This is a genomic window from Kitasatospora gansuensis, from assembly GCF_014203705.1.
Classification (GTDB): Bacteria; Actinomycetota; Actinomycetes; order Streptomycetales; family Streptomycetaceae; genus Kitasatospora; species Kitasatospora gansuensis.
This window is the reverse complement of the sequence record NZ_JACHJR010000001.1, coordinates 2,875,227-2,898,854: the sequence shown is the minus strand read 5'-3', so window position 1 is coordinate 2,898,854 and position 23,628 is coordinate 2,875,227. Positions and strand designations below refer to the sequence as shown.

20 protein-coding genes are annotated in these 23,628 nt (G+C 70.6%); 4 read left to right on the top strand and 16 right to left on the bottom strand.

The genetic code is table 11. From position 1 onward, the window contains the following. Nucleotides 1-135: 135 nt before the first annotated feature. The 3 genes from F4556_RS12695 to sodN all read right to left on the bottom strand — a co-directional run bounded on the left by F4556_RS12695 (nucleotide 136) and on the right by sodN (nucleotide 1,788). Complete coding sequence (locus tag F4556_RS12695) at nucleotides 136-549, bottom strand: ATP-binding protein (protein WP_184914391.1); 414 nt, start codon at nucleotides 547-549, stop codon at nucleotides 136-138. Nucleotides 550-797: 248 nt separating this feature from the next. Further along, nucleotides 798-1,274, bottom strand: coding sequence for a GNAT family N-acetyltransferase (locus tag F4556_RS12690; protein ID WP_184914389.1), 477 nt, complete (start codon nucleotides 1,272-1,274; stop codon nucleotides 798-800). Nucleotides 1,275-1,392: 118 nt separating this feature from the next. Further along, nucleotides 1,393-1,788, bottom strand: coding sequence for a superoxide dismutase, Ni (gene sodN / locus F4556_RS12685; RefSeq protein ID WP_184914387.1), 396 nt, complete (start codon nucleotides 1,786-1,788; stop codon nucleotides 1,393-1,395). A gap of 83 nt (nucleotides 1,789-1,871) precedes the next feature. On the opposite strand from sodN, the gene sodX reads away from it, so the two are divergent. Continuing rightward, nucleotides 1,872-2,234, top strand: a complete 363-nt coding sequence (gene sodX, locus F4556_RS12680) for a nickel-type superoxide dismutase maturation protease (RefSeq protein WP_313068283.1) — start codon at nucleotides 1,872-1,874, stop codon at nucleotides 2,232-2,234. 7 nt (nucleotides 2,235-2,241) lie between these two features. Here sodX and F4556_RS12675 read toward each other — a convergent pair whose 3' ends face one another. The 5 genes from F4556_RS12675 to F4556_RS12655 all read right to left on the bottom strand — a co-directional run bounded on the left by F4556_RS12675 (nucleotide 2,242) and on the right by F4556_RS12655 (nucleotide 6,854). Further along, nucleotides 2,242-2,826 carry a CGNR zinc finger domain-containing protein gene (locus tag F4556_RS12675; protein ID WP_184914385.1) on the bottom strand — a complete coding sequence of 195 codons (585 nt, stop codon included), beginning with the start codon at nucleotides 2,824-2,826 and terminating at the stop codon, nucleotides 2,242-2,244. 113 nt (nucleotides 2,827-2,939) lie between these two features. Beyond that, nucleotides 2,940-3,734 (bottom strand): amino acid ABC transporter ATP-binding protein, encoded by a 795-nt coding sequence (locus F4556_RS12670; RefSeq protein ID WP_281403647.1) that lies wholly within the window; start codon nucleotides 3,732-3,734, stop codon nucleotides 2,940-2,942. Next, nucleotides 3,731-4,690 carry an amino acid ABC transporter permease gene (locus F4556_RS12665; protein WP_313068282.1) on the bottom strand — a complete coding sequence of 320 codons (960 nt, stop codon included), beginning with the start codon at nucleotides 4,688-4,690 and terminating at the stop codon, nucleotides 3,731-3,733. The genes F4556_RS12670 and F4556_RS12665 overlap by 4 nt, the downstream gene beginning before the upstream one ends. A gap of 55 nt (nucleotides 4,691-4,745) precedes the next feature. Next, nucleotides 4,746-5,675, bottom strand: coding sequence for an ABC transporter substrate-binding protein (locus tag F4556_RS12660; RefSeq protein ID WP_184914383.1), 930 nt, complete (start codon nucleotides 5,673-5,675; stop codon nucleotides 4,746-4,748). A 261-nt stretch (nucleotides 5,676-5,936) separates the two neighbouring features. Next, complete coding sequence (locus F4556_RS12655; protein WP_184914381.1) at nucleotides 5,937-6,854, bottom strand: ABC transporter substrate-binding protein; 918 nt, start codon at nucleotides 6,852-6,854, stop codon at nucleotides 5,937-5,939. Nucleotides 6,855-7,516: 662 nt separating this feature from the next. On the opposite strand from F4556_RS12655, the gene F4556_RS12650 reads away from it, so the two are divergent. Both F4556_RS12650 and F4556_RS12645 read left to right on the top strand, forming a co-directional pair. Further along, a complete protein-coding gene (locus F4556_RS12650) occupies nucleotides 7,517-8,713 on the top strand; it encodes an NAD(P)-dependent malic enzyme (RefSeq protein WP_184914379.1) in 1,197 nt (398 codons plus the stop codon). A gap of 121 nt (nucleotides 8,714-8,834) precedes the next feature. Next, the gene (locus F4556_RS12645; RefSeq protein ID WP_184914378.1) at nucleotides 8,835-9,797 is read left to right on the top strand and encodes a zinc-binding dehydrogenase; all 963 of its coding nucleotides are present in this window, start codon (nucleotides 8,835-8,837) and stop codon (nucleotides 9,795-9,797) included. 58 nt (nucleotides 9,798-9,855) lie between these two features. Here F4556_RS12645 and F4556_RS12640 read toward each other — a convergent pair whose 3' ends face one another. From F4556_RS12640 to F4556_RS12605, 8 genes are all read right to left on the bottom strand, one after another. Continuing rightward, nucleotides 9,856-12,165, bottom strand: a complete 2,310-nt coding sequence (locus tag F4556_RS12640; RefSeq protein WP_184914377.1) for a right-handed parallel beta-helix repeat-containing protein — start codon at nucleotides 12,163-12,165, stop codon at nucleotides 9,856-9,858. Nucleotides 12,166-12,288: 123 nt separating this feature from the next. After that, the gene (locus F4556_RS12635; RefSeq protein WP_184914376.1) at nucleotides 12,289-13,329 is read right to left on the bottom strand and encodes a PadR family transcriptional regulator; all 1,041 of its coding nucleotides are present in this window, start codon (nucleotides 13,327-13,329) and stop codon (nucleotides 12,289-12,291) included. Nucleotide 13,330: 1 nt separating this feature from the next. Next, a complete protein-coding gene (locus F4556_RS12630) occupies nucleotides 13,331-14,236 on the bottom strand; it encodes a DUF4097 family beta strand repeat-containing protein (RefSeq protein WP_184914375.1) in 906 nt (301 codons plus the stop codon). A 170-nt stretch (nucleotides 14,237-14,406) separates the two neighbouring features. Then, on the bottom strand, nucleotides 14,407-14,586 hold the full coding sequence (locus F4556_RS12625) for a DUF6104 family protein (protein ID WP_057226968.1): 180 nt from the start codon (nucleotides 14,584-14,586) through the stop codon (nucleotides 14,407-14,409). Between the two features lie 54 nt (nucleotides 14,587-14,640). Next, nucleotides 14,641-16,203, bottom strand: coding sequence for a serine/threonine-protein kinase (locus tag F4556_RS12620; RefSeq protein WP_184914374.1), 1,563 nt, complete (start codon nucleotides 16,201-16,203; stop codon nucleotides 14,641-14,643). A 134-nt stretch (nucleotides 16,204-16,337) separates the two neighbouring features. Then, complete coding sequence (locus F4556_RS12615) at nucleotides 16,338-20,090, bottom strand: multifunctional oxoglutarate decarboxylase/oxoglutarate dehydrogenase thiamine pyrophosphate-binding subunit/dihydrolipoyllysine-residue succinyltransferase subunit (protein WP_184914373.1); 3,753 nt, start codon at nucleotides 20,088-20,090, stop codon at nucleotides 16,338-16,340. Between the two features lie 223 nt (nucleotides 20,091-20,313). Beyond that, on the bottom strand, nucleotides 20,314-21,528 hold the full coding sequence (locus F4556_RS12610; RefSeq protein ID WP_184914371.1) for a sensor histidine kinase: 1,215 nt from the start codon (nucleotides 21,526-21,528) through the stop codon (nucleotides 20,314-20,316). An 84-nt stretch (nucleotides 21,529-21,612) separates the two neighbouring features. Beyond that, the gene (locus F4556_RS12605) at nucleotides 21,613-22,350 is read right to left on the bottom strand and encodes a response regulator transcription factor (protein WP_184914369.1); all 738 of its coding nucleotides are present in this window, start codon (nucleotides 22,348-22,350) and stop codon (nucleotides 21,613-21,615) included. A gap of 541 nt (nucleotides 22,351-22,891) precedes the next feature. On the opposite strand from F4556_RS12605, the gene F4556_RS12600 reads away from it, so the two are divergent. Then, nucleotides 22,892-23,530, top strand: a complete 639-nt coding sequence (locus tag F4556_RS12600; RefSeq protein ID WP_184914368.1) for a rhomboid-like protein — start codon at nucleotides 22,892-22,894, stop codon at nucleotides 23,528-23,530. Nucleotides 23,531-23,628 lie beyond the last annotated feature (98 nt).

Genomic DNA, 23,628 nt, shown 5'->3' with positions numbered 1-23,628 from the left:
CTCACGGCGGTCACCCGTTCCGTTCCGGGAGCACTTCACATGGGGTGTACCGCGGTGCGGTACGGGGGAGCCGTACGCGCGGCACCTGGGGTGCCGGGCGTACGGCTGCGCGAGTGGGGCTCACAGCGGCGGCTGTCACACCGGTGCCGGTGCTCCGCCGCGCTTCTTGTGCAGACTGATGGTCACCGTGTTGTCGGCACCCACCGAGGACTCCACCTCGCCGGCCAGCGCGGAGAGCACCGTCCAGGCGAAGGTGTCCCGCTCGGGGGCCCGGCCGTCCGTGGTGGGGGCCGCGACGGTGACCCGCAGCGAGTCGCCCACCAGCCGGAATTCGCAGCTCAGCACGGAGCCCGGGACCGCCTGCTGGAGCAGGATGGCGCAGGCCTCGTCCACCGCGATCCGCAGGTCCTCGATCTCGTCCAGGGTGAAGTCCAACCGGGCCGCGAGACCGGCGGTCGCCGTTCGCAGTACCGAGAGGTACGCCCCTGCCGCGGGCAGCCGGACTTCGACGAAGTCCTTCACTCCGGGATCGCCGTCGATCTGGGACACCCTCACCTCCTGGGTGACGCAAGGTGCTTGCGGCTCGGGAGCCGCGGCACTTCCTGTTGCTCGGTTCAACTGCTTCGCCCCAACTGTCCAGAGGGGTGGTGCGGTACGTACCGGTCATACCCATACCGGAGAGGTCGGAACGCCGCGCATCCGCCCGTGACGTTACCGCTATCGACCGACGCTTGTCGCGATCCAGGACCGTCGTCACGGGAACGAGCTAACCTGTTCGAACTCCGGTGGGGGGTGCGCTACTCCGCGCCGAGCGCGGTCAGGGCCGTGTCGGTCAGCCGGAAGACCGACCAGCCGTCCATCGGGACGGCGCCGAGCGACCGGTAGAAACCGATCGAGGGCTCGTTCCAGTCCAGCACCGACCACTCCATCCGGGAGTAGCCGTTGCGCACGCAGATCCTGGCCAGCTCGGTCAGCAGGGCCTTGCCGTGGCCGCCGCCGCGCGCGCTCGGGCGGACGTACAGGTCCTCCAGGTACACCCCGTGGGTGCCGCGCCAGGTGGAGAAGTTCCGGAACCAGAGCGCGAAGCCGACCGCCTCGCCGCTCTCGTCGTCCTCGGCGATCAGGCCGAAGATGGCCGGGTTCGCCCCGAACAGCGCCTCGGTCAACTGTTCCTGGGTGGCGACGGCCTCCTGCGGGGCCTTCTCGTAGTCGGCCAGCTCGCGGATCAGGTCGAGGATCAGGGGGACGTCGGTGGCTACGGCGGTGCGGATCATACGAGCGAGCCTACTCGGGACCCCGGACGGTCCGGAAAGACGTTTTCGGGGCGGGCCCGGACGCACGCGTGCCCGGCCGCTCGGTGAGCGGCCGGGCACAGGAGCGTGGGCTCCGGGATCAGGCGGCGGCCTTCTTGGTCTCCCAGAAGATCGAGTCGATCTCGGCGATCAGGTCCAGCAGGGCCTGGCCGGAGGCCGGGTCGGTGGACGCCTTGGCGGCCGAGGCCGCCTTGCCCGCGTTGTTGAACAGCTCGTGCAGCTGCGGGTACTTCTCGAAGTGCGGGGCCTTGAAGTAGTCGGTGTGCAGCACCGAGAGGTGGTGCTTGACCAGCTCGGCCCGCTCCTCCTTGATGACGATGGCCCGGGCCCGGAAGACCGGGTCCTCGTTGGCCTGGTACTTCTCCTGAGTGGCCTTCACCGACTCGGCCTCGATGCGGGCCTGGGCCGGGTCGTACACGCCGCAGGGCAGGTCGCAGTGAGCGTGCGCGGTGACGCGCGAAGCAAACAGACGCATTGGGAGTCCTTCCTTAGATCGTCTTCCCGCGCCTGAGATTACCCTCAGAGGATTGGTTTGGGTGTGCGGAGGGGGGAGTCGGGGTGACGGGGCGACAGCAGGGCGGTGCGCTACTGCCGTTCGGGGTGGTCACGGTGGCCGGGCCCTCGATGCGGCCCCGGCTGCGCGACGGCGACCTGGTGCTGGTCCGCTACGGGGCGCGGGTGCGTCCGGGGGCGGTGGCGCTGTTCCGGCACCCCCGCCGGCCGGAGCTGCTGGTGCTCAAGCGGGCGGCCGAGCGGCGGCCGGACGGGTGGTGGATGCTCTCCGACAACCAGGGCGTGCGCAGCGACAGCCGCGAGTACGGGCCGGTGGCCGAGGAGTTGGTGCTCGGTCGGGTTGTGGGGCGGCTGTGGCCCCGGCCGGGGCGGCTCGGCCCGTACCGGCCGGTCGATCTCGAGCTGTGACGGTCGGTCAGGCCGCCGGGGCGGCCCGGCGGGCCTCCTCGCGCTTGCGGGCGCGGTAGGCCGCGACGTTGGCGCGGGTGGCGCAGCGGTCGGAGCAGTAGCGGCGGGAGCGGTTGGTGGAGGTGTCCAGGTAGGCGTTCCGGCAGGGGGCGGCCTGGCAGATGCCGAGCCGGTCGGCGCCGAGCTCGGTGAGGTGGATGGCCAGGCCCATGCAGGCCACCGCGGTGAAGTTGGCGGCGGCGGTGGGGGCGTTGTCGGCCAGGTGCAGGTGCCAGCGCGGCCGCCCGGCGTCGTCCAGGTAGTCGTGGCCGGAGACCAGCGGGCTGACCGGGTACTCGATCATCAGGCTGTTCAGCAGGTCCACCCCGCGGACCTCGTCGCCCTCGGCGGCCGCCTCGAACACCCCGCGCAGCCTGGTCCTGACCGCCCGCAGCCGGGGCAGGTCGGCCTCGTCGGCCAGCCCGGCGGCCCGGCCCGAGGGGCCGAACAGTGCCCGTACCGCCTCGACCGAGGTGAGCGAGTCGGTGCCCCGCTCGGGCTCCTCGCTGTTCACCAGCCGAACGGCGAAGTTGGCGTACGCGGCGAGCTCCACGGGGGTCCTTCCAGGGCCGGTAACGGGCGAGCTGCCCCCAGGGTATTACTTCCGGCGGAAACGCGGCAGGCGCCCGTGCGATCCGGGGATCGTACGGGCGCCTGCGCGCCGGGTCAGAGCACCTTGGAGAGGAAGGCCCTGGTCCGTTCGTGCTGCGGGTTGGTGAGCACCTCGCGCGGGTGGCCGGACTCGACCACCACGCCGCCGTCCATGAAGACCAGCGCGTCGCCGACCTCGCGGGCGAAGCCCATCTCGTGGGTGACCACGATCATCGTCATGCCCTCCCGGGCCAGGTCGCGCATGACGTCGAGGACGTCGCCGACCAGCTCCGGGTCGAGCGCCGAGGTGGGCTCGTCGAAGAGCATCAGCTTGGGCTTCATGGCGAGCGCCCGGGCGATCGCCACCCGCTGCTGCTGGCCGCCGGAGAGCTGCGACGGGTAGTTGGCGGCCTTGTCGGCCAGGCCCACCCGCTCCAGCAGGGCCATCGCCCGCTGCTTCGCCTCGTTCCGGCTCTCGCCCTTGACCTGGACCGGCGCCTCGATGATGTTCTGCAGCGCGGTCATGTGCGGGAAGAGGTTGAAGCGCTGGAACACCATGCCGATGTCCCGGCGCTTGACCGCGACCTCACGGTCCTTCAGCTCGTAGAGCCGGTCGCCCTTCTGGCGGTAGCCGACGAGTTCGCCGTCCACCGACAGGAAGCCACCGTTGATCTTCTCCAGGTGGTTGATGCAGCGCAGGAAGGTGGACTTGCCCGAACCGGACGGACCGATCAGGCAGAACACCTCGCCCTGCCGGACCTCCAGGTCGATGCCCTTGAGCACCTCGACCTGCCCGTACGACTTCCGCACGCCCTCGGCCTTGACCATCGGGTGCTCGGGCCGGTCCTGCTGCTTGGTCAGCTCGGTCATGAGAAGTTACCTCCGCCGTGCACCCCGGAGTTGACCACCGGTGGGGCCGGCGGGGTGTGCCGACCCTGGACGAGCGCCCTTATCCGCTGCAGCGGGGTGGGCGGCAGCGCTCGGTTGCTGCCCCGCGCGTAGTACCGCTCGACGTAGTACTGACCGACGGTCAGCACCGAGGTCAGGAAGAGGTACCAGAGGCTGACGGTGATCAGCAGCGGGATGGTCTCGAAGGTCCGGGAGTAGATGTTCTGGCCGGCCCGGAAGAGCTCCTCCAGGGCGATCACCGAGACCAGCGAGGTGGTCTTGAGCATCGAGATGGTCTCGTTGCCGGTGGGCGGGATGATCACCCGCATCGCCTGCGGGAGCACGATCCGGCGCATGGTGGTGAACCGGCTCATGCCCAGCGCGTGCGAGGCCTCGGACTGGCCCTCGTCCACCGACTGGATGCCGCCGCGGACGATCTCCGCCATGTAGGCGGCCTCGTTCAGACCGAGCCCGAGCAGGGCGGCGGTGAAGACCGGGATCAGCGTGTTGGTCGACTCGGACCAGAACTCCGGGCCGAACGGGATGCCGATCGACAGCGTCGGCCAGAGCGCGCCGAGGAAGTTCCAGAACACCAGCTGGACCAGCACCGGGGTGCCCCGGAAGATCCAGATGTAGAGCCAGGCGGTGCCGGAGAGCAGCGGGTTCGGCGAGAGCCGCATGACGGCCAGCAGAACCCCGCCGACCAGGCCCATCACCATGGAGAGCGCGGTCAGCTCCAGCGTCACGACCAGGCCGTGCGTGATGCTGGAGTCGAAGAGGTACTTGCCGACGACATCCCATTGGAATGCCTTGTTGTAGAACAGGGCGTGGAGCAGCATCGCCAGGAGTACCAGGATGACGACTGCTCCGGCCCAGCGTCCGGGGTGACGGACCGGCACGGCCTTGACGTTCTCGGGCCGTGCCGGCTGCTTCGCCACCCCTTGGTCGGGAGAATTCACAGGGGACCTTCGGTGGGTGGGGTCTGACGACGGGTCAGCTGGTGGCGCCGTTGATCACGGACTTGTCGACCGCACCGGCCTCGACGCCCCACTTCGACAGGATCGACTTGTAGGTGCCGTCCGCGATCAGCGCCTGGATCGCACCCTGCACCGCCTTGGTCAGGTCGGAGCCCTTCGCCACCACGACGCCGTACGGCGCGCTGTCGGTGGTGCCGCCGAGCTTCTCCAGCTGGCCGTTGGTCTGCTTGATCGCGTAGTCGATGACCGGCGAGTCGGCCATCATGACCTGGTCGCGGCCGGAGACCAGCGCGGTGGTCACGTCGGTCTGCAGGTCGAACTTGTCACCGTCGTTCGGGACGGTGGCCTTGCCCGCCTTGGCGCAGGCCGGGTTGATGGTGTCCTTGATCGCGTCGGCCTGCGTGGTGCCGGTCTGCACGGCGATCTTCTTGCCGCACAGGTCGTCGGCGCTGACCTTCTCCGGGTTGCCCTTCTTCACGGCGGACGAGGTGCCCGCGGTGAAGTAGGTGACCATGTCGACGGTCTGCTCGCGCTCCTTGGTGTCCGTGAAGGAGCTCATGCCGAGCTGGAACTTCTTCGCGGAGATGCCCGGGATGATCGCGGTGAACGGCGAGTTCTGGACGTCGGCGGTCAGGCCCAGCTTCTTCGCGACGGCGTTGGCCAGGTCGACGTCCATGCCGACGATGTTGCCCTTGTCGTCCTTGAACTCGTTCGGCGCGTAGGACGCGTCGACCGCGACCACCAGCTTGCCGGAGGACTTCACGTCGGCCGGGACGAGCGCGGCCAGCGAGGCGTCGGCGGTGACGGCCTGGACGGATCCGCTCGGGCTCGCGGCGCCGCTCGGCGAGGAGCTGCCGCTGCTGCCGCAGGCGGTGAGCAGCAGCGAACCGGTCGCGAGGACGGCACCGGCGGCGAAGAGGCGGGTGCGCGGGTTACGGACGGTCATGGGGGGAGGTTCCTCCTGTGGGAGAGGCTGGGCGGAGCGCGCCGCGGGGGCGGCGTACGGGTGCCGGGGCTTGTCGCCACCCTCCGCCGAGGTGGGCTGAAGCGATCCGAGTTGGTGGGAATCCTGCCATCAGGGGTCAGGGATCGGGTCACTATTCAGATCAAAATCGGATAACGAGGGGTCAGACTGTCCGCTATCCGGACCAATTCCGCGTCCCTGTCACTCCGCGTATAAGTATGCAGACCGCAGGGCCGAACCCGGTCAGAACCCGCCGTTGGCGACCGCGTTCTGCACCGCACCCCCCGTGACGTTCCACTTCGCCAGGATCTTGTCGTACTCGCCGCTGCGGATCACCCGGTTCAGCGCCTTCAGCAGGACCTCCCGCAGCGCGGTGCTCTCCTTGGTCAGCGCGATCCCGTACGGGCCCGGCTGCAGCTGGGCGCCGGCGATCTGGAAGGTCTTGCCGCCGTCCCGCTGCTGCGCCACGTACGCGGCCACCGGGAAGTCGTTCAGGTCCGCGTCCGCCCGCCCGGCGGCCAGCTCGGCCAGGGCCAGGTCGTCGTTCTCGAAGAGCTTCACCTTGAGCGGCTTGCCGGCCTTGGTGCAGGCGACGGTCTGTCTCTCGATGACGGTCGCCTGGGTGGTGCCGCGCTGCAGGGCGACGGTGTACCCGCACAGGTCGTCCAGGCTGCCGATCTTCTTCGGGTTGCCGGCCCGGACCAGGATCGAGGTCCCGGCGATGAAGTAGTCCGCGAAGTCCAGCCCGGGACCGGCCGGGCCGCCCGAGTCGTCGGTGCCCTCACGGCGCTGGCGGTTGTCGCTCAGCGCGGACATCACCACGTCGTACTGCTTGGCGTGCAGGCCGGGGATCAGCTTCTCGAAGGAGGTGTCGATGAACTCGACCCGCAGACCGAGCTCCCGGCCGACCGCCTCGGCGATCTCCGGGTCGATGCCGACCGCCTGCTGGTCCGGGCCCTTGAACTCGACCGGCGCGTAGTTCAGGTCGGAGCCGATCCGGAGCACGCCGGCGGCCTTCAGCTCGGCCGGGACCTGCGAGCGCAGGTCGTCGGCGGAGTGCTTCTGCTGCTCGGTGCCGCACGCGGTCAACAGGAGCGCCCCCGCCGCCACAGCCGCTCCGCAACGGCCGATCTGACGAGGTATGAGGGTGGTTCGCTGCATGGTGAAGCTCCTCCTGTGGGAGAGGGTGGTGCCCGGACCACCGAGCCGAGCGCGGGTCTGCGACGGACCGGAGGGACCGCGTTCACGTGGCGCGCGGACGGTCCTGGTCGGTGGCCGGAACTGGGATCCTGCCATCCCGCCCTGCCGGATCGGGTCTCAGGTGTGTCAGAATCGGGTATCGGGTGACCCCCGATCAGAACTCAGACCGCCAGGTCGCGACAGGCCTGGGGCGCGCAGAACCGGAAGTCGAAGACGCCGACTCCGGATTCGAGGCGCCAGCTCCCCTCCGTGTCTGGTGTTCACTCCTGCGGGTGTGCGTGCATGATCGCCGTTGCCGGTGCAGGGCCCCGGATCTTCCGAATTCAGGGGTCGTCAACTGCCCCTAATGGCGAGTGACATGCGCGTTAAAAGGACAAGAAGGCATAGGTGCGATGCCTGAGTCCGACCTAGGCTCATGATCCGGTACCGACCGGACGACGCCTCGGCAGACCGGAAGCACAGCGCAGAGACACCCAAAAACCCTCAATCGAGGGCGTTGCCCGACGGCAGTGCCCCGACCCCGTTCCGGGTCCGCTTCGGCGGGTCCCGGGATTTTCGGCATCCCCGAGCGGGTCGGTCGTCCGTTGGTACACGCTCTCGCTGATCATGACGAAGAGGTCATCGTGGCAGCGGAGATCATCCACACCAGCACTCAAGACACTGACGACCCGGTCGACGCCGTTTTCGCGCTCCACCGCGGCGGCAAGATGGAGATCCGGGCGACGGTGCCGGTGCGCGATGCGGACGACCTGTCCCTCGCCTACACCCCCGGTGTCGCCAAGGTCTGCACGGCCATCGCCGAGCAGCCCGAGCTGGTCAACGACTACACCTGGAAGTCCAACGTGGTCGCGGTCGTCACCGACGGCACCGCGGTGCTCGGACTCGGCGACATCGGCCCGGAGGCCTCGCTGCCCGTCATGGAGGGCAAGGCGATCCTGTTCAAGCAGTTCGGCGGCGTGGACGCGGTGCCGATCGCGCTGGCCTGCACCGGGGTCGACGAGATCGTCGAGACCGTGGTCCGGCTGGCGCCCTCCTTCGGTGGCGTCAACCTGGAGGACATCTCCGCCCCGCGCTGCTTCGAGATCGAGCGTCGGCTCCAGGAAGCCCTGGACATCCCGATCTTCCACGACGACCAGCACGGCACCGCGATCGTCTCCACCGCCGCGCTGTGGAACGCCGCCAAGGTGACCGGCCGCGAGATCGGCTCGCTGCGGGCCGTCATCTCCGGCGCGGGCGCGGCCGGCATCGCGATCGCCAAGATGCTGGTCGCGGCCGGCATCGGCGACGTGGCCGTCTGTGACCGCCGCGGCGTGGTGTACGAGGGCCGGGGCGACCTGACCGACGTCAAGGCCGAGATCGCCGCCGTCACCAACAAGACCGGGATCAAGGGCTCGCTGGCCGACGCGCTGGCCGGGGCGGACGTCTTCATCGGCGTCTCCGGCGGCACCGTCCCCGAGGACGTCGTCGCCACCATGGCCGAGGGCTGCTTCATCTTCGCGATGGCCAACCCCAACCCGGAGATCCACCCCGAGGTCGCGCACCGCTACGCCGCGGTCGTCGCCACCGGGCGCTCCGACTTCCCGAACCAGATCAACAACGTGCTGGCCTTCCCGGGGATCTTCGCGGGCGCGCTCCAGGTCCGGGCCACCCGGATCACCGAGGGCATGAAGCTGGCCGCCGCGAAGGCGCTGGCCGCCGTGGTCGCCGACGAACTGACGCCGCAGAAGGTGATTCCCTCGCCGTTCGACGAGCGGGTCGCGCCGGCGGTCACCAAGGCGGTCGCGGAGGCGGCGCGCCGTGAGGGTGTCGCGCGGCTCTAGTCCTCGCGGGCTTCTTCGGACCCCGGACTCTTCGGGACGCGGGTGTGACGGTGGGTTGGTTACCGCCGTCACACCCGTGTCCCGTTCCGGTTAGTAGGCGTTCACCGCTATCGTCCGGGGCATGTTCGCCGCCTATGCAGCACGTATCGACGCCGATGACCCGCTCAGCGCACTGGAGTTGGGCGAGCTGCCCGAGCCGGAGGCCAGGCCCGGGTGGAGCGTGGTGACGGTGAAGGCCGCCACGCTCAACCACCATGACCTGTGGTCACTGCGCGGGGTCGGGCTGCCCGCCGAGCGGCTGCCGATGATCCTGGGCTGCGACGCGGCCGGCATCGACGAGCACGGCAACGAGGTGGTCATCCACTCGGTGATCGGGCAGAGCGGGCACGGGGTCGGCCCGGACGAGCCGCGGTCGATCCTGACCGAGCGTTACCAGGGGACCTTCGCCGAGCGGGTCGCCGTCCCGACCTGGAACCTGCTGCCCAAGCCCGCCGAACTCTCCTTCGCCGAAGCGGCCTGCCTGCCCACCGCGTGGCTGACGGCCTATCGGATGCTGTTCACCAAGGCGGCCGCCCGGCCGGGGCAGACCGTCCTGATCCAGGGCGCGGGCGGCGGTGTGGCGACCGCGCTGATCGTCCTCGGCAAGGCGGCCGGCCTGCGGGTCTGGGTCACCGGCCGGGACGAGGCCAAGCGGGCCCGGGCCCTCGGGCTCGGCGCCGACGCCGCCTTCGAGAGCGGCGCCCGGCTGCCCGAGCGGGTCGACGCGGTCATGGAGACGGTCGGCGCCGCCACCTGGTCGCACTCGGTGAAGGCACTGAAGCCCGGCGGCACCATCGTGATCTCCGGCGCCACCTCGGGCCCGAGCCCGAAGGCGGCCGAGCTGAACCGGATCTTCTTCCTCGAACTCAACGTCCAGGGCTCCACCATGGGCACCAAGGAGGAGCTGGCCGCGCTGCTCGCGCTCTGCGCCAACTCCGGGATCCGCCCGGTGGTCGACACCGTCCAGCCGCTCACCGAGGCCCGGGACGCGTTCGCCCGGCTGGCCAAGGGGGACGTCTTCGGCAAGCTGGTCCTGACGCCGTGACACGTCGAAGGGGCGGTACCCAGCGCGGGTACCGCCCCTTCAGCGTGTCAGGACCGGGTTACCAGGACTGGTAGCCGAAGGCGTCGACCACCAGGTGGACGGTGCCCGCGCTGCCGTTGTAGAAGCGGACCTTGTGGTCCTCCAGGACCGGTACGACGACCTGGTTGGCGATGGTCTGGCCGGCCACCCAGTTGAGGTTGGAGGCGAGCGGGCGGGTGGCGCCGGACGGATAGACCGTCAGGTACCCACCGGCGGTCGGCGCGGTGACCGTCACGTTCAGCGTGACGCCCCGGGGAGCGGGGAAGCTGCCCAGGTCGACCGTGATCTCGCCGCCCGGCGGCACCGCGCCGGCCGGGATCGGACCGCTCTCGGTCTCGGTCGTCTGGCGGGTGTCCCGCAGGCGCCACGGGCCGGTCGGCCGGTAGGTGGTGTAGCCCTCGGCGCTGTAGTAGCCCGCGAGGTCGGCGATCACGTCGATCTGCCCGCCGCTGCCGGAGTAGAACGAGATCTTGCCGTCGATGACCGGGACGGTGACCAGGTTCGGGATGGTGGTCCCGGCGGTCCAGTTGAGGTTGGAGGCGGTGGGGCGGTCGTTGCCGTGCGGGAAGACCGTCAGGTAGCCGCCGCCGGCGGTGCGGTCGACGGTGACGTTCAGGGTCACGGCGGTGACGCCCTTGGCGGGCACGCCCGCGACACCGGCGACCTGGAGGTCGACGCTGGTGCCGGGCTTCACCGGGGCGGTGGGGCCGCCGACGCCTTCCCGGGTGTCGAGCATCCGGGTCGGGCCGGCCGGGGTGAAGACGCTGCCCTTGCTGCTGTAGTAGCCGGCCAGGTCGGCGATCACGTCGATCGGTCCGCCACTGCCGGAGTAGAAGGAGACCTTGCCGTCGATGACCGGGACGGTGACCAGGTTCGGGATGGTGGTCCCGGCGGTCCAGTTGAGGTTGGACGAGCTCGGCCGGCTCTGGCCGTGCGGATAGACCGTCAGATATCCGCCGGAGGTGGTCCGGTCGACGGTGACGTTCAGGGTGACGGCGGTGACGCCCTGGGCGGGCACCCCGGCGACGCCGGCGACCTGGAGGTCGATGCTGGTGCCCGGCTTCACCGTCGCGGTCGGGCCGCCGATGCCTTCCCGGGTGTCCAGGATCCGGGTCGGACCGGTCGGGGTGTAGAGGCTGCCGAAGTCCGCGAACTCCCAGGCACCACGGTCACGGAAGCCGCTGCCGGTACCGGTGTTCGGGATCACCGGGTCGTCCCCGGCCGGGCGGCCGCCGCGGTCCACCGGGAGGATGCCGAGGGCGGTCTCGTCGGCCGAGTCGACCACCGGGCTGAGCTGCGGGCCGCTCCAGCTGCCACCGATGGCCGGGTCGGCGACGAAGTCGTGGGCGCCCTGGCCGGTCCCGTCGGTCAGGGCGAGCTGGGTGAGGTAGCGCTCCTCGCCCCAGTAGTACGCGGTGCCCGCGCCGTTGACCGGCTTGATCACGTTGTAGTCGATGGTGGTGCCGTAGGTCGAGTTCTGCACCACCCGGATACCGGTGGTGGGTGCGAACGGGGAGCACGCCTCGTTGGACCAGTGGTCGCCGGTGTCGATCACGGTGTTCTTGATCGTGGCCCCACGGGAGTCACCGGTCAGCGAGATGCCCTCGTTGCAGCTGCTGTTCACGTTCGTGTTGACCACGACGGTGCCCGGCGACTCGTACGCCTCCAGCGAGTTGATCTCGCTGCCGGTCACGGTGGTGTTCCTGGTGCCGCCGTTGAGCACCAGGCTGCCCAGCAGCGAACGGGCGAAGGTGATCTGCTCGGACGCGTTGGTCAGCAGGATGGCGCGGGTGCGCGGCCGGGACCGCTCGGCCGTGCTGCGGGTGATCGTGACGTCGCTGGCGCCGTCGATCAGCAGGCTCTCACCGGAACTGCCCTGGAAGTTCAGGCCGTTCAGCACCAGGTGGCTGGCGCCGGTGATCACCATGGCGTGCGGCGTGTCGTTGTCGTGGGTCCCGCCGAGGGTGGCGAAGCTCCAGTCCGGGCTGAGTCGGTCCTCGCCGCCGAGGAAGGTGATCGGCGCCTCGGCGGTGCCGGAGCGGGTCAGGGTGACCTGCTCCGGGTAGTGGCCCTCCGCGATGTGCACGGTCTGGCCGGCCACCACGTGGTCGGCAGCGGCCTGCACGGTGCAGTACGGCGCCGACTGCAGGCCGGTGCCCGCGTCGGTGCAGTGCGCCCCGGCGTTGTTGTCGACATAGAGGTGGGCCGGCGCGGCGGTCGCGGTGACCGGGGCCGCCAGTGCGCCGAGCAGGATGGCGGCAACCAGTGCCGCGCTACGCGTCTTGATGATGCCCCCCTGGGCAGGAGAAGGAGAGGGAGGGCGGCGCAAGAAGTGCGACCACGCCCGATCCGCGCGTGATCTTTTCACACGATCCTCACTTGTCACAACGGGAAATCGGCGCACGCGAAGAGGGGCGGTACCGGTCTTCCGGTACCGCCCCTCCTCGGTCGGTCAGCGGCCCAGCGCGCGGCCGAGCTGCTCGGCCGCCGCGGCCAGCACCCGCTGGGCTGCGGCGAGTTGACCGGGCGTCACGCCGGTGTCCCGGGCGGTGTCGCGGGCCTGGTCGCGGAGCCGGTCGAGCAGCCGCTCCAGCTCGCGGGCCGGATCGGCGGCGGGGTCGACGGCGGCCCAGGCGGGGAGGTCGGCGGGCTTGTCGAAGTCGATCCGGTCCAGGTCGATCTTGTCGAGGTCGATCCGGTCGAGCGTGATCTCCTCGGCCGGGGCGTCCGTGCTGTGGCCCCACTTGGCGGCGTCGGCCAGGCCGGCCAGCGAGCGGGTGAGTTCGGAGATGCCCTCGGCGAGCCCGGCGGACCAGTCGCCGCCGGCCGCGGCGTCCTTGATCTGCTGCTCGATCCGGCGCTTGATCCGCAGCGCCTCCTGCTGGGCGGCGGTCCGGGAGGCCTTGGCCTCCGCGCGCAGCCGGCGGGCCTCGTCCTCGGCGGCCTTGGCCTTCTGCTTGGCCGCCCGCTCCTGCTCCTTGGCCCGCTTGGCCTGCTCCTTGGCCTGCGCCTTGAACTGGACGAACTCGTCCTTGGCGCGCTGCCAGGACTCCTTGTCGCCCCACGGCCCGGCCCACGGGTCGCCGCCGTCCTCGGACTTGGGGCGCGGGGCGTCCTTGGCGGCGCCCCAGAGCTCGGCCCGCAGGTCCTTGGCGCTGTCCCGGACGTCCTCCCGGATCGCCCCGGCGAGCTGCGCCACCGACTCCCGGATCTCCACCTCGAGCTCGGCCAACTCGCTCTGACGGGCCGCCAGTTCGGTGCGGCCGGCGTCGGTGAGCCGGTAGACCTTGCGTCCGCCCTCGGTGCTGTGCGCGACCAGGCCCTCCTGCTCCAGCTTGGCCAGCCGGGGGTACACGGTGCCGGCCGACGGGGCGTACAGGCCCTCGAACCGCTCCTCCAGCAGGCGGATCACCTCGTAGCCGTGCCGCGGGGACTCGTCCAGCAGCTTGAGCAGGTACAGGCGGAGTCGGCCGTGGCCGAAGACGGGGGTCATGTCAGCTCTCCTGGGAGGTGGTGTCGGTGGGGGCGGCGGCCGGGAGTTCCTTGACCAGGTCGATGTGCTCGGGCTCCGCGTCCGGGCGGCGGAGCACCGTCACGGCGCCGGAGACGGTGGTGACCTGGAGCCGGCCGGTACCGGAGCCGAGCTGGCCGCTGAGCTTCTTGGTGCCCCAGCTGCCGCCGACCTTCAACTCCTCGAAGGTGCTGGAGAGTTCGCCGCCGGTGCTGCCCGCCTCGACCTTGGTGTCGGCCTGCGAGGGCAGCCGGACGGCGACCGCGCCGCTGACCGTGGTGACGTGCAGGTCGGTCGGGGTGGCGGTGTCCACGTCCAGGGTGACCGAGCCGCTGACCGACTTGGCGAGCAGGCGGTCCGCCGTCCCGGCGACCACGGTGAGGTGACCGGAGACGGTGTTGACCCGGAGCTCGCCGGCCACCGACTCGGCGTTCACGTCGCCGGTCACCGTGTTGACGTCGGTACGGCCGGTCAGGCCGGCCAGGGTGGTCTCGCCGCTGGCGCCGTGCACCGCGACCTTGCCGGTGATGCCCGAGACGGTGGCGTCGGCGGAGACCGAGCCGACCCGCACCTCGGAGCCCGCCGGGACGGAGAGCGAGACCACGGCGCGGCGCTTGCGGCGCAGCCCGCCGAAGAAGCTCTTCACGGTCTCCACGGACTTGACCGAGTCGGCCAGCTCGCTCCAGGCGAGGTCCTGGTAGGTGACCGTCAGGACGCCGTTCTCCAGGGTGACCTGCAGCGGCTCGCCCTCCAGCTCGGTGACCTCCAGCCGGGCGGGGCCGTCGGTGGCGACCACGTTCACCGCACCCGCGACCACCCGTACGTGCAAGGTCTCGACCGGCTCGTCCAGGATGATCCGGTCCGGCTCGTTGACCGTCCACTTGCCCATGATTGTGTCCGCCTCCCGTTGTCGGATCGCGATGTATCGCGTCTCCCTGAACAACACGATATATCGCGTGACGGCGAAGTCAAGGCGCCCTCGGGGGAACGTCAGGGTCGGCTCAGGGAAACGTGAGGGCCCGACGGCAGCTGCCGTCGGGCCCTCAGGAACCGAGTGAATCAGTCCTCGTCCTCGTCGTCGAGCCTGGCCAGCCAGGTGGCCAGCCGCTCGACCGGGATCTCGAAGTCCGGGTTCAGGTCGACGAACTCGCGCAGGCGCTCGGCCAGCCACTCGAAGGTGACCTCCTCGTCGCCGCGCCGGCTCGCCAGCTCCTCGATGCCGCGGTCGGTGAAGTACACGGTGTGCTCCGGTCGGTTGGGGTGTGACCGGCCCAGGATAGTCCGGCCCGGTGATCAGCCCTGGTAGCGGTAGTAGCTCAGCGAGCAGGTTGCCCGGCCGTCGCTGTCGCCGAGCTTCACCACGCGCAGCACCGCCACCGAGCCGGTCGCCCGGGACCGTACGCAGAACGACCGCCCGGGCGGCACCCGGTCGAACTTGATCGAGCCGGAGGCGGGCTCGCTCTCCACCCCGACCGCACAGGTCTGCGGGCCGAGCCGGTCGGTGCCGTTGCCGACGAAGACGTCCGATTCGCCGTGCACCCGGAACTCGGGCCCCAGCGTGGTGACGTTCCAGGAGGACTCGCCGCTCGGCACCACTTTGCCGTCGTCCAGGTCGAACTCGTAGTCCCCGGCGGGCGGGATGGTCAGCTGCCGGTCGCGGTAGACCGCGGCGTACGGGCCGTCGTCCGTCGACTCCGGCCAGAGCGCCACGCCGGCCGTGACCAGGGCGGCCAGCGCCAGGCCGCCGGTCAGCAGCGGCCGGTTCCACCGCCGGGCGGCAGGCGGTGCGGGCGGCGGGCCGTACCCGCCCGGCGGCGGGGGCGCGAGCGGCCTCGGCGGGGCGGCGACGGGTGCCGTGGCCGGAGCGGTCGGCGCCGGGGCGGCCACGGCCACGGCCACGGCCACGGGCGGCGGGGCCTGCGGCCGGGGCGGGGCGGTCGGCGGCGGGGGCTTCAGCAGCGCGGACCGCCGGGCGATCTCCAGCGTCACCGGGTCCGGCAGCCAGTTCTCGGTGAACCTCAACTCCCCGCCCATCAGCGGGTGTTCACGGGCAGCCCGGATCAGCTCGGCCGGCCGGGGCCGGTCGTCCGGCCGCTTGGCCAGGCAGGCGGCCAGCAACGGCCGCAGGGTGTCCGGCAGTTGGCCGAGCTCGGGCTCCTCGTGCACCACCCGGTAGAGCACCGCGGTGTCCGGACCGTCGCCGAACGGCAGCGCGCCGGTCAGCACGTACGCGGCCAGCGCGCCCAGCGCGAAGACGTCGGTGGCGGGCGTCACCGGCAGGCCGCGGACCTGCTCCGGGGCCATGAACGGCGGCGAGCCGATCATCGAGCCGGAGTCGGTCAGCACGGTGGAGTCGGCGGCCCTGGCGATCCCGAAGTCGATCACCCGGGGCCCGTCCGCGGCCATCAGCACATTGGCCGGCTTGAGGTCCCGGTGCACCACCTCGACCCCGTGGATCGCCTGCAGCGCCTCGGCGATCCCGCCGATCAGCAGCAGCACGGTGCGCACCGGCAGCGGCCCGTACTCCCGCACCACCTGCTGGAGCGAGGGCCCCGGTACGTACGCGGTGGCCAGCCAGGGCGTCGGGTCGTCCGGGCCCGCGTCGATCACCAGCGCGGTGTACAGGCCGTGGATCCGCCGGGCGTTGGCCACCTCGTGCCGGAACCGACGGCGGAACTCCGGGTCGGCGGCGAACTTCCGCCGGACCACCTTCACCGCCACCGGCCGCCCGCCCGGCGTGTACGACAGGTAGACCCGCCCCATCCCGCCGGCCCCGAGCCGGGCCGCCAGCCGGTACCCGCCGACCTCGTGCGGGTCGTCCGCGGAGAGCGGCTGGAACACCGAATCCGTGGTCATCCGAAGGCTCCCCCGAAGAATCGCTCAGCAGTGGGACGAACATACGGCAGCAGAAGGCGACTTGGGACCGGAACGACCATGGGCCCCGCCCGCCGCCGAAGCGGAGGACGGGGCCCACGGCCACCGACGGAGCGTCAGATGGTGAAGATCTCCTCGAGCAGGCCCTGCTGCTCGGCGGCGTGCCGCTTGGCCGAGCCGACCGCCGGGGCGGACGAGGCGTTGCGGGCGACCCGACGGAGCCGGGCGCCGCCGTTGGCGCTGCGGCCGATCACGACCTGGAGGTGGTCCACCAGGTTCATCGCGATGAACGGCCAGGCACCCTGGTTGGCCGGCTCCTCCTGCGCCCAGACGAACTGGACGTTGTCGCCGTACTTGGCCAGCTCCTCCTGGAGCTCGGCCACCGGCAGCGGGTAGAGCCGCTCGACCCGGACGATCGCGGTGTCGGTGACCCCGCGCTCGGTACGGGCCGCCTCGACGTCGTAGTAGAACTTGCCCGCGGTGATGACCACCTTGCGCACGTTCGCCGGGTCGACGGTGGTGTCACCGATGACCGGACGGAACGAGCCCGAGGTGAACTCCGCCGCCGCACTCGCCGCCGCCTTCAGACGCAGCATCGACTTCGGGGTGAAGACGATCAGCGGCTTGTGGTGCGGGTTGTGCGCCTGCCAGCGCAGCAGGTGGAAGTAGTTCGACGGCAGGGTCGGCATCGCGACCGTCATGTTGTCCTGCGCGCACATCTGCAGGAAACGCTCCGGACGCGCGGACGAGTGGTCCGGGCCCTGGCCCTCGTAGCCGTGCGGCAGCAGCAGGGTGACGCCGGAGTGCTGGCCCCACTTCTGCTCGGCGGAGGCGATGTACTCGTCCACCATGGTCTGCGCGCCGTTGACGAAGTCGCCGAACTGCGCCTCCCACATGACCAGCGCGTTCGGGCGGGTCAGCGAGTAGCCGTACTCGAAGCCCATCGCCGCGTACTCGCTGAGCAGCGAGTCGTAGACGGTGTAGCGGGCCTGGTCCTCGGTCAGGTACAGCAGCGGGGTGTAGTCCTCGCCGGTGACCCGGTCGATCAGCACCGCGTGGCGCTGGCCGAAGGTGCCACGACGGCTGTCCTGGCCGGCCAGCCGGACCGGGTGACCCTCCATCAGCAGCGAGCCGATGGCGAGCGTCTCGCCCATCGCCCAGTCGATGGTGTTGTCCTCGACCGAGGCGGTGCGGCGCTGCAGCTGCGGCAGCAGGCGCGGGTGCACCGTCAGCCACTCCGGCAGGTTGCTCTGCGAGGCGGCGATCCGCTTGACCATCTCGGCGGAGATGCCGGTCTGGATGTTGACCGGGAAGTCGGCCTGCGGCTTGCCGTTGGCGGCCGGGGCCTGCGCCGAGGCCGCGTCGCGGACCTCGGAGAAGACCTTCTCCAGCTGACCCTGGAAGTCCTGGAGCGCCTGCTCCGCCTCTTCCATGGTGATGTCGCCGCGACCGATCAGACCCTCGGTGTAGAGCTTGCGCACCGAGCGCTTCTTGTCGATCAGGTCGTACATCAGCGGCTGGGTGAACGACGGGTTGTCGGCCTCGTTGTGACCGCGACGGCGGTAGCAGATGAGGTCGATCACGACGTCCTTGTGGAACTCCTGACGGAACTCGAAGGCCAGCCGCGCGACGCGGACCACGGCCTCCGGGTCGTCGCCGTTCACGTGGAAGATCGGCGCCTCGATCATCCGCGCCACGTCGGTGCAGTACATCGACGAGCGGCTGCTGGCCGGGGCGGCGGTGAAGCCGACCTGGTTGTTGACCACCAGGTGGATGGTGCCACCGGTGCGGTAGCCGCGCAGCTGCGACATGTTCAGGGTCTCCGCGACGACACCCTGGCCGGCGAAGGCCGCGTCACCGTGGATCTGGATCGGCAGCACCGGGAAGGTGGTGCCGCCCTGGTCCAGCACGTCCTGCTTGGCGCGGACGATGCCCTCGACCACCGGGTCGACGGCCTCCAGGTGCGAGGGGTTGGCGGCCAGCGAGACCTTGATGGTCTCCCCGTCCAGACCGGTGAAGGTGCCCTCGGAGCCCAGGTGGTACTTCACGTCGCCGGAGCCGTGCATCGACTTCGGGTCGAGGTTGCCCTCGAACTCGCCGAAGATCTTGCCGTACGGCTTGCCGACGATGTTCGCCAGCACGTTCAGCCGGCCGCGGTGGGCCATGCCGATGACGGCCTCGTCGAGACGGTGCTCGGCCGCCGCGTCGATGGTGGCGTCCAGCAGCGGGATGAGCGACTCGCCGCCCTCCAGCGAGAAGCGCTTCTGCCCGACGTACTTGGTCTGCAGGAAGGTCTCGAAGGCCTCGGCCGAGTTCAGCCGGCGCAGGATGCGCAGCTGCTCCTCGCGCTCCGGCTTGGTGTACGGCTTCTCCAGGCGCTCCTGCAGCCACTTGCGCTGCTTCGGGTCCTGGATGTGCATGTACTCGATGCCGACGGTGCGGCAGTACGTGTTGCGCAGCAGGCCGAGGATGTCGCGGAGCTTCATCATCTTCTGGCCGCCGAAGCCGCCGACCGCGAACTCGCGCTCCAGGTCCCACAGCGTCAGCCCGTGCTGGACCACGTCCAGGTCGGGGTGCTTGCGCTGCTTGTACTCCAGCGGGTCGGTGTCGGCCATCAGGTGACCGCGGACCCGGTAGGAGTGGATCAGCTCCATGACGCGCGCGGTCTTGTTGACCTCGTCGTCGTGGGTGGTGGCGACGTCGGTGGCCCAGCGGACCGGCTCGTACGGGATCCGCAGCGACTCGAAGACGTCGTCGTAGAAGTTGTGCTCGCCGAGCAGCAGCTGGTGGATCGTCCGCAGGAACTCGCCCGAGGCCGCGCCCTGGATGACCCGGTGGTCATAGGTCGAGGTCAGGGTCATGATCTTGGAGATGCCCAGCTTGGCCAGGGTGTCCGGGGACGAGCCCTGGAACTCGGCCGGGTACTCCATCGCGCCGACGCCGACGATGGTGCCCTGGTTCTGCATCAGGCGCGGCACGGAGTGCACGGTGCCGATGCCGCCCGGGTTGGTCAGCGAGACGGTGACGCCGGTGAAGTCGTCCATCGTCAGCTTGTTGGCGCGGGCCCGGCGGACGATGTCCTCGTAGGCCTGCCAGAAACCGAGGAAGTCGAGCGTCTCGGCCTTCTTGATGGCCGCGACGACCAGCTGGCGGTCGCCGTTCGGCTTCACCAGGTCGATGGCGAGGCCGAGGTTCACGTGCTCGGGCTTGACCAGGTAGGACTTGCCGTCCTCCACCTTGTAGCTGTGGTTCATGCCCGGGCTGGCCTTGATGGCCTGGACCAGGGCGTAACCGATCAGGTGGGTGAAGGAGACCTTGCCGCCACGGGCGCGCTGCAGGTGGTTGTTGATGACGATGCGGTTGTCGATCAACAGCTTGGCCGGCACGGCACGCACCGACGTCGCGGTCGGCACCTCCAGCGAGGCGTCCATGTTGGTCGCCACGGCCTTGGAGGGGCCACGCAGCGGGATCAGCTCGGGGCCCGAACCCGCGGCCGGCGCGGCAGCGGCCGCGGGGGCCGCCTTCGGCGCGGGCGGCGCGGCCGGAGCTGCGGCCAGTGGCGCAGGCGCCGGCTGGACCGGCGCGGCCACAGGGGCAGCGGCCGGTGCAGCGGGGGCGGGCGCCGCCTGAACAGCAGCAGGGGCAGGGGCGGCAACGGCGGTCGGCGTGGGGCCGACCTGGGTCGCGGCCTGGGTCACTGGAGTCACCTCGGTACCGGGCTTGTAGTCGGCGAAAAAGTCCCACCAGGCTCGGTCAACCGAGTTCGGATCCTGGAGGTACTGCTGGTAGATCTCGTCGACGAGCCACTCGTTGGGGCCGAAGCCAGTGGAGCTTGCCGAGCTGACGGGGGTTTCAGGGTGTGGCGACACGGGGCAACCGCCCTCTTCCGCTTCCTTTTGGGATGGTGGACAGCGGGGATTAAGGCTACGCCTACGATCACTGATCGCGCAGTCCCCCTGGGCCAGGCGTCACCCAGATCACAGTGCCGACCCGTAATTTGGCCGAAACTGTGCGTTAGAAAGTTCCAACGGCGGGGAAGCGATCGCCTCCCAAGACGGTGGAAATCCCCTCATAAAAGGACATTAGCGCAGGTCAGTGCAGGCGCGCCGGATCTGCTGGAGTCCCCGCCGCGGGAATGTCCCAGTTCGGTGACAACTCCTGGTCGGACGGTACCCCGCCGGGGAGCGCGACCACGATCCGGCAGCCCCGGGCGGTCTCGGCCACCCCGATCCGGCCGCCGTGCAGATCCACCGCCCAGCGGGCGATGGCCAGCCCCAGGCCGGTGCCGCCGTCGCTGCCCGGGCCCAGCGCGGTGGCGGTGCCGCTGCGGCCGAACCGCTCGAAGACCCGGCCGCGGTCCTGCTCGGGGATGCCGGGGCCCTCGTCCTCGACCTCGAGCAGCAGGGCGCCCGGGCCCTCGCCCGCCGTCGCCCGGACGGTCACCGTGCCGCCGGTGGGGGAGTGCTTGCAGGCGTTGTCGACCAGATTGGCCACCACCTGGTGCAGCCGCTCGGGGTCGGCCACCGCGGCCAGCGCGGGCGGGCGGACCTCCAGCGCCAGTCGGACGTCCTCCCGCCGGCCGTACGCGCCGCCGGCCGTCGCGCCGTCCACGGTGAGCCCGCGCAGCACGCCGTCCAGGAACGGCCTGACCTCGAACCGGCGGGCGTCCAGCGGCACCACGCCGTCGTCCAGCTTGGACAGGTCGAGCAGGTGGCTGACCAGGCGGCCGAGCCGCTCGGTCTGCTCCAGCGCGGCGCCGAGGGTCTTCGGATTGGGCTGGACCACCCCGTCCACCACGTTCTCCAGGACGGCGCGCAGCGCGGCGATCGGCGTCCGCAGTTCGTGCGAGACGTTGGCGATCAGCTCCCGGCGGTGCCGGTCGGCGGCCTCCAGGTCGCCGGCCATCTTGTTGAAGGTGGCGGCCAGCTCGCCGATCTCGTCCCGGGAGTTGACCTCCACCCGGCTGCTGTAGTCGCCCTCGGCCATCGCCCTGGCGGCGGCGGTCATGTCGCGCAGGGGCGCGGTCAGGCCGTGGGCGAGGAACTGCATGAAGAGCAGGGAGGCGATCATCGAGAAGATCATGATGATCCGGATCTGGGTCTCGGACCGGATCGCGACCACCACCATCAGGCTGGCCAGGAAGACCGAGACGATCACCAGCAGGGTCAGCTTGCCCTTGATCGACCGGACCGGGTCCAGCGGTCTGACGTCGGCCCAGAGCCGACTGGCGGCCCGGCTGGCCAGGCCGCGGCGGGCCGGATCGCCCGCACCGCGCGGTGCACCGTTGCGTTGCTGTGGAAAGGTCATGTCGCCTCTGCGTCGTCCCCCCGCGAGACTCGCCGGTCGAGCTGACGAAGCGTGGGCCCCCCGGTGGCCCGGCTCCGTGCCCTACTAGGAGAGCGGTGCTTCCAGGGCGTACCCGACGCCGTGGACGGTGCGGATCCAGCTGGCGCCGATCTTCCGGCGCAGCGCCTTCACGTGGCTGTCCACCGTGCGGGTGCCCGAGGCGTCGGTCCAGTCCCAGACCTCGGCGAGCAGCTGCTCACGGGTGAGCACCGCGCGCGGCTGGGCGGCCAGGCAGGCGAGCAGGTCGAACTCGGTCGGCGTCAGGTGGACGTCGCCACTGCCGATCCGGACCCGGCGCTGCACGTGGTCGATCTCCAGCTCGCCGAACCGCAGGCTGCCCAGGGCGGGCGTACGGGCGGCCTGCTGGGCCCGCTCGACCCGGCGCAGCAGTACGTTCACTCTCGCCGCGAGCTCGCGCATCGAGAACGGCTTGGTCATGTAGTCGTCGGCGCCGACCCCGAGGCCGACCAGCAGGTCGGTCTCGTCGTCGCGGGCCGTCAGCATCAGCACCGGCACCGGGCGCTGGGCCTGGATCCGGCGACAGACCTCCAGGCCGTCGAAGCCGGGCAGCATCACGTCCAGCACCACCAGGTCGGGCTGCCAGGTGTGGAAGCCGTCGACCGCGCCGGGGCCGTCGTGCGCCACCGCGACCTTGAATCCCTCGGCACCGAGCCGGGCCGCGATGGACTCCGCGATGGTGGGTTCGTCCTCGACGACGAGCACTCGTCGCTGAGTGCTCACCGCAGTGCTGCTGTTGATGGTCTCTTGCTGAATTTCAGTCACGGTCACGCCACCGCCCCCAGGGCTGCGGCCCGGCTGCCTGTGGGGACAGCGGGGTCCGCTCGTAGTCGTCTTGTTTCCGTCGTGACAGACCTGTGTCAGGCCCGTCAAGGTCACCCGGACCGTCCGCCGAGGTCTCGGGCTGCGAAGGGGTGCGCGGGTGTGGTCCGCGCACCGCTCGGCACTGTTCGCAGCGTACGGACACCGCGAGCATCCCGGCAGGTGAACCGGACACAACCGGCCTGTGGGCCGGTGCCGACCCTGCCGGGGTTGAGGCACGGGGCGATACCTTACCCGGCGAAAATATCGCCCGTAACGGTGCGTATGCCGTCGAAGGGATGGCAGACTCCTCAGGACAGCGGCTACTTGTCCGTAAACAAAGGGATGGTCCGGACCAACGGGTGTGCTGGCTCGAACCATGTTCACAGCGGATTCACAGCGCGCTCCCAGGACCGAGAAGTACCGTGAGCACGACAAGTCACATGGTGGCACGAATCGGGTGGTGGGTGGAATGGCTGATCTCCGGTCGCGGTTGCGGAGGTTCGTGCCCACGCCCCGCCGCAACCCCCTCGCACTCGGGTATCTCGCCGTGCTGCTGGCCACCACCCTGTTCGCCCGGTTCGGCGACGCCGAGTTGGTCGACCGCCTCCAGGCGTTCTCCAGTTCGGACGGCCACAACCTGCTCGACCATCCCGTCCGGGCGCTGGTGCTGAGCGGGCTCTGGGTGGCCGGGCCGGTCTGGATGCCGTACTTCTGGGCCTTCGCCCTCACCGTCGCGCCGCTGGAGCGCCGGATCGGCGCCGCGCGCACGGTCGGCGTGCTGGCCGCCGGGCACGTGCTGGCCACCCTGCTCTCGCAGGCGGCGGTCGGGCTCGCGGTCTCCGCCGGACGGCTCGCCCCCGACGCGCTGGACAGCGTGGACATCGGTGTCAGCTACGGCGTACTGGCCAGTTTGGGCGCGCTGGCGGCGCTGCTCCCGGGGCGCGGGCGGCCGGTTCTGCTGGTCGGCGCGGTCACCATGACGGGCTATCAGTTCCTCTCCGAGTCCGAGCTCGTCAGCCGGGTCGGCCACCCGTCCGCGCTGCTGATCGGGGTGGCCGTCGGCCACTGGCTGCGCGGGGGCTCCGAGCGGGGGCTGCCGGTGCGGCGCCTGGTCCGCAGGCTGGTCCCCTCGCGGGCCTGATCGCAGGTCAGAGCCCTGGCCCCACCGGCCTCGCAGGTGATCGCTCAGGGCGAACAGCGGCCGGGGAACAATCGGCGTCCGCCAAACCTTAGTCAGGT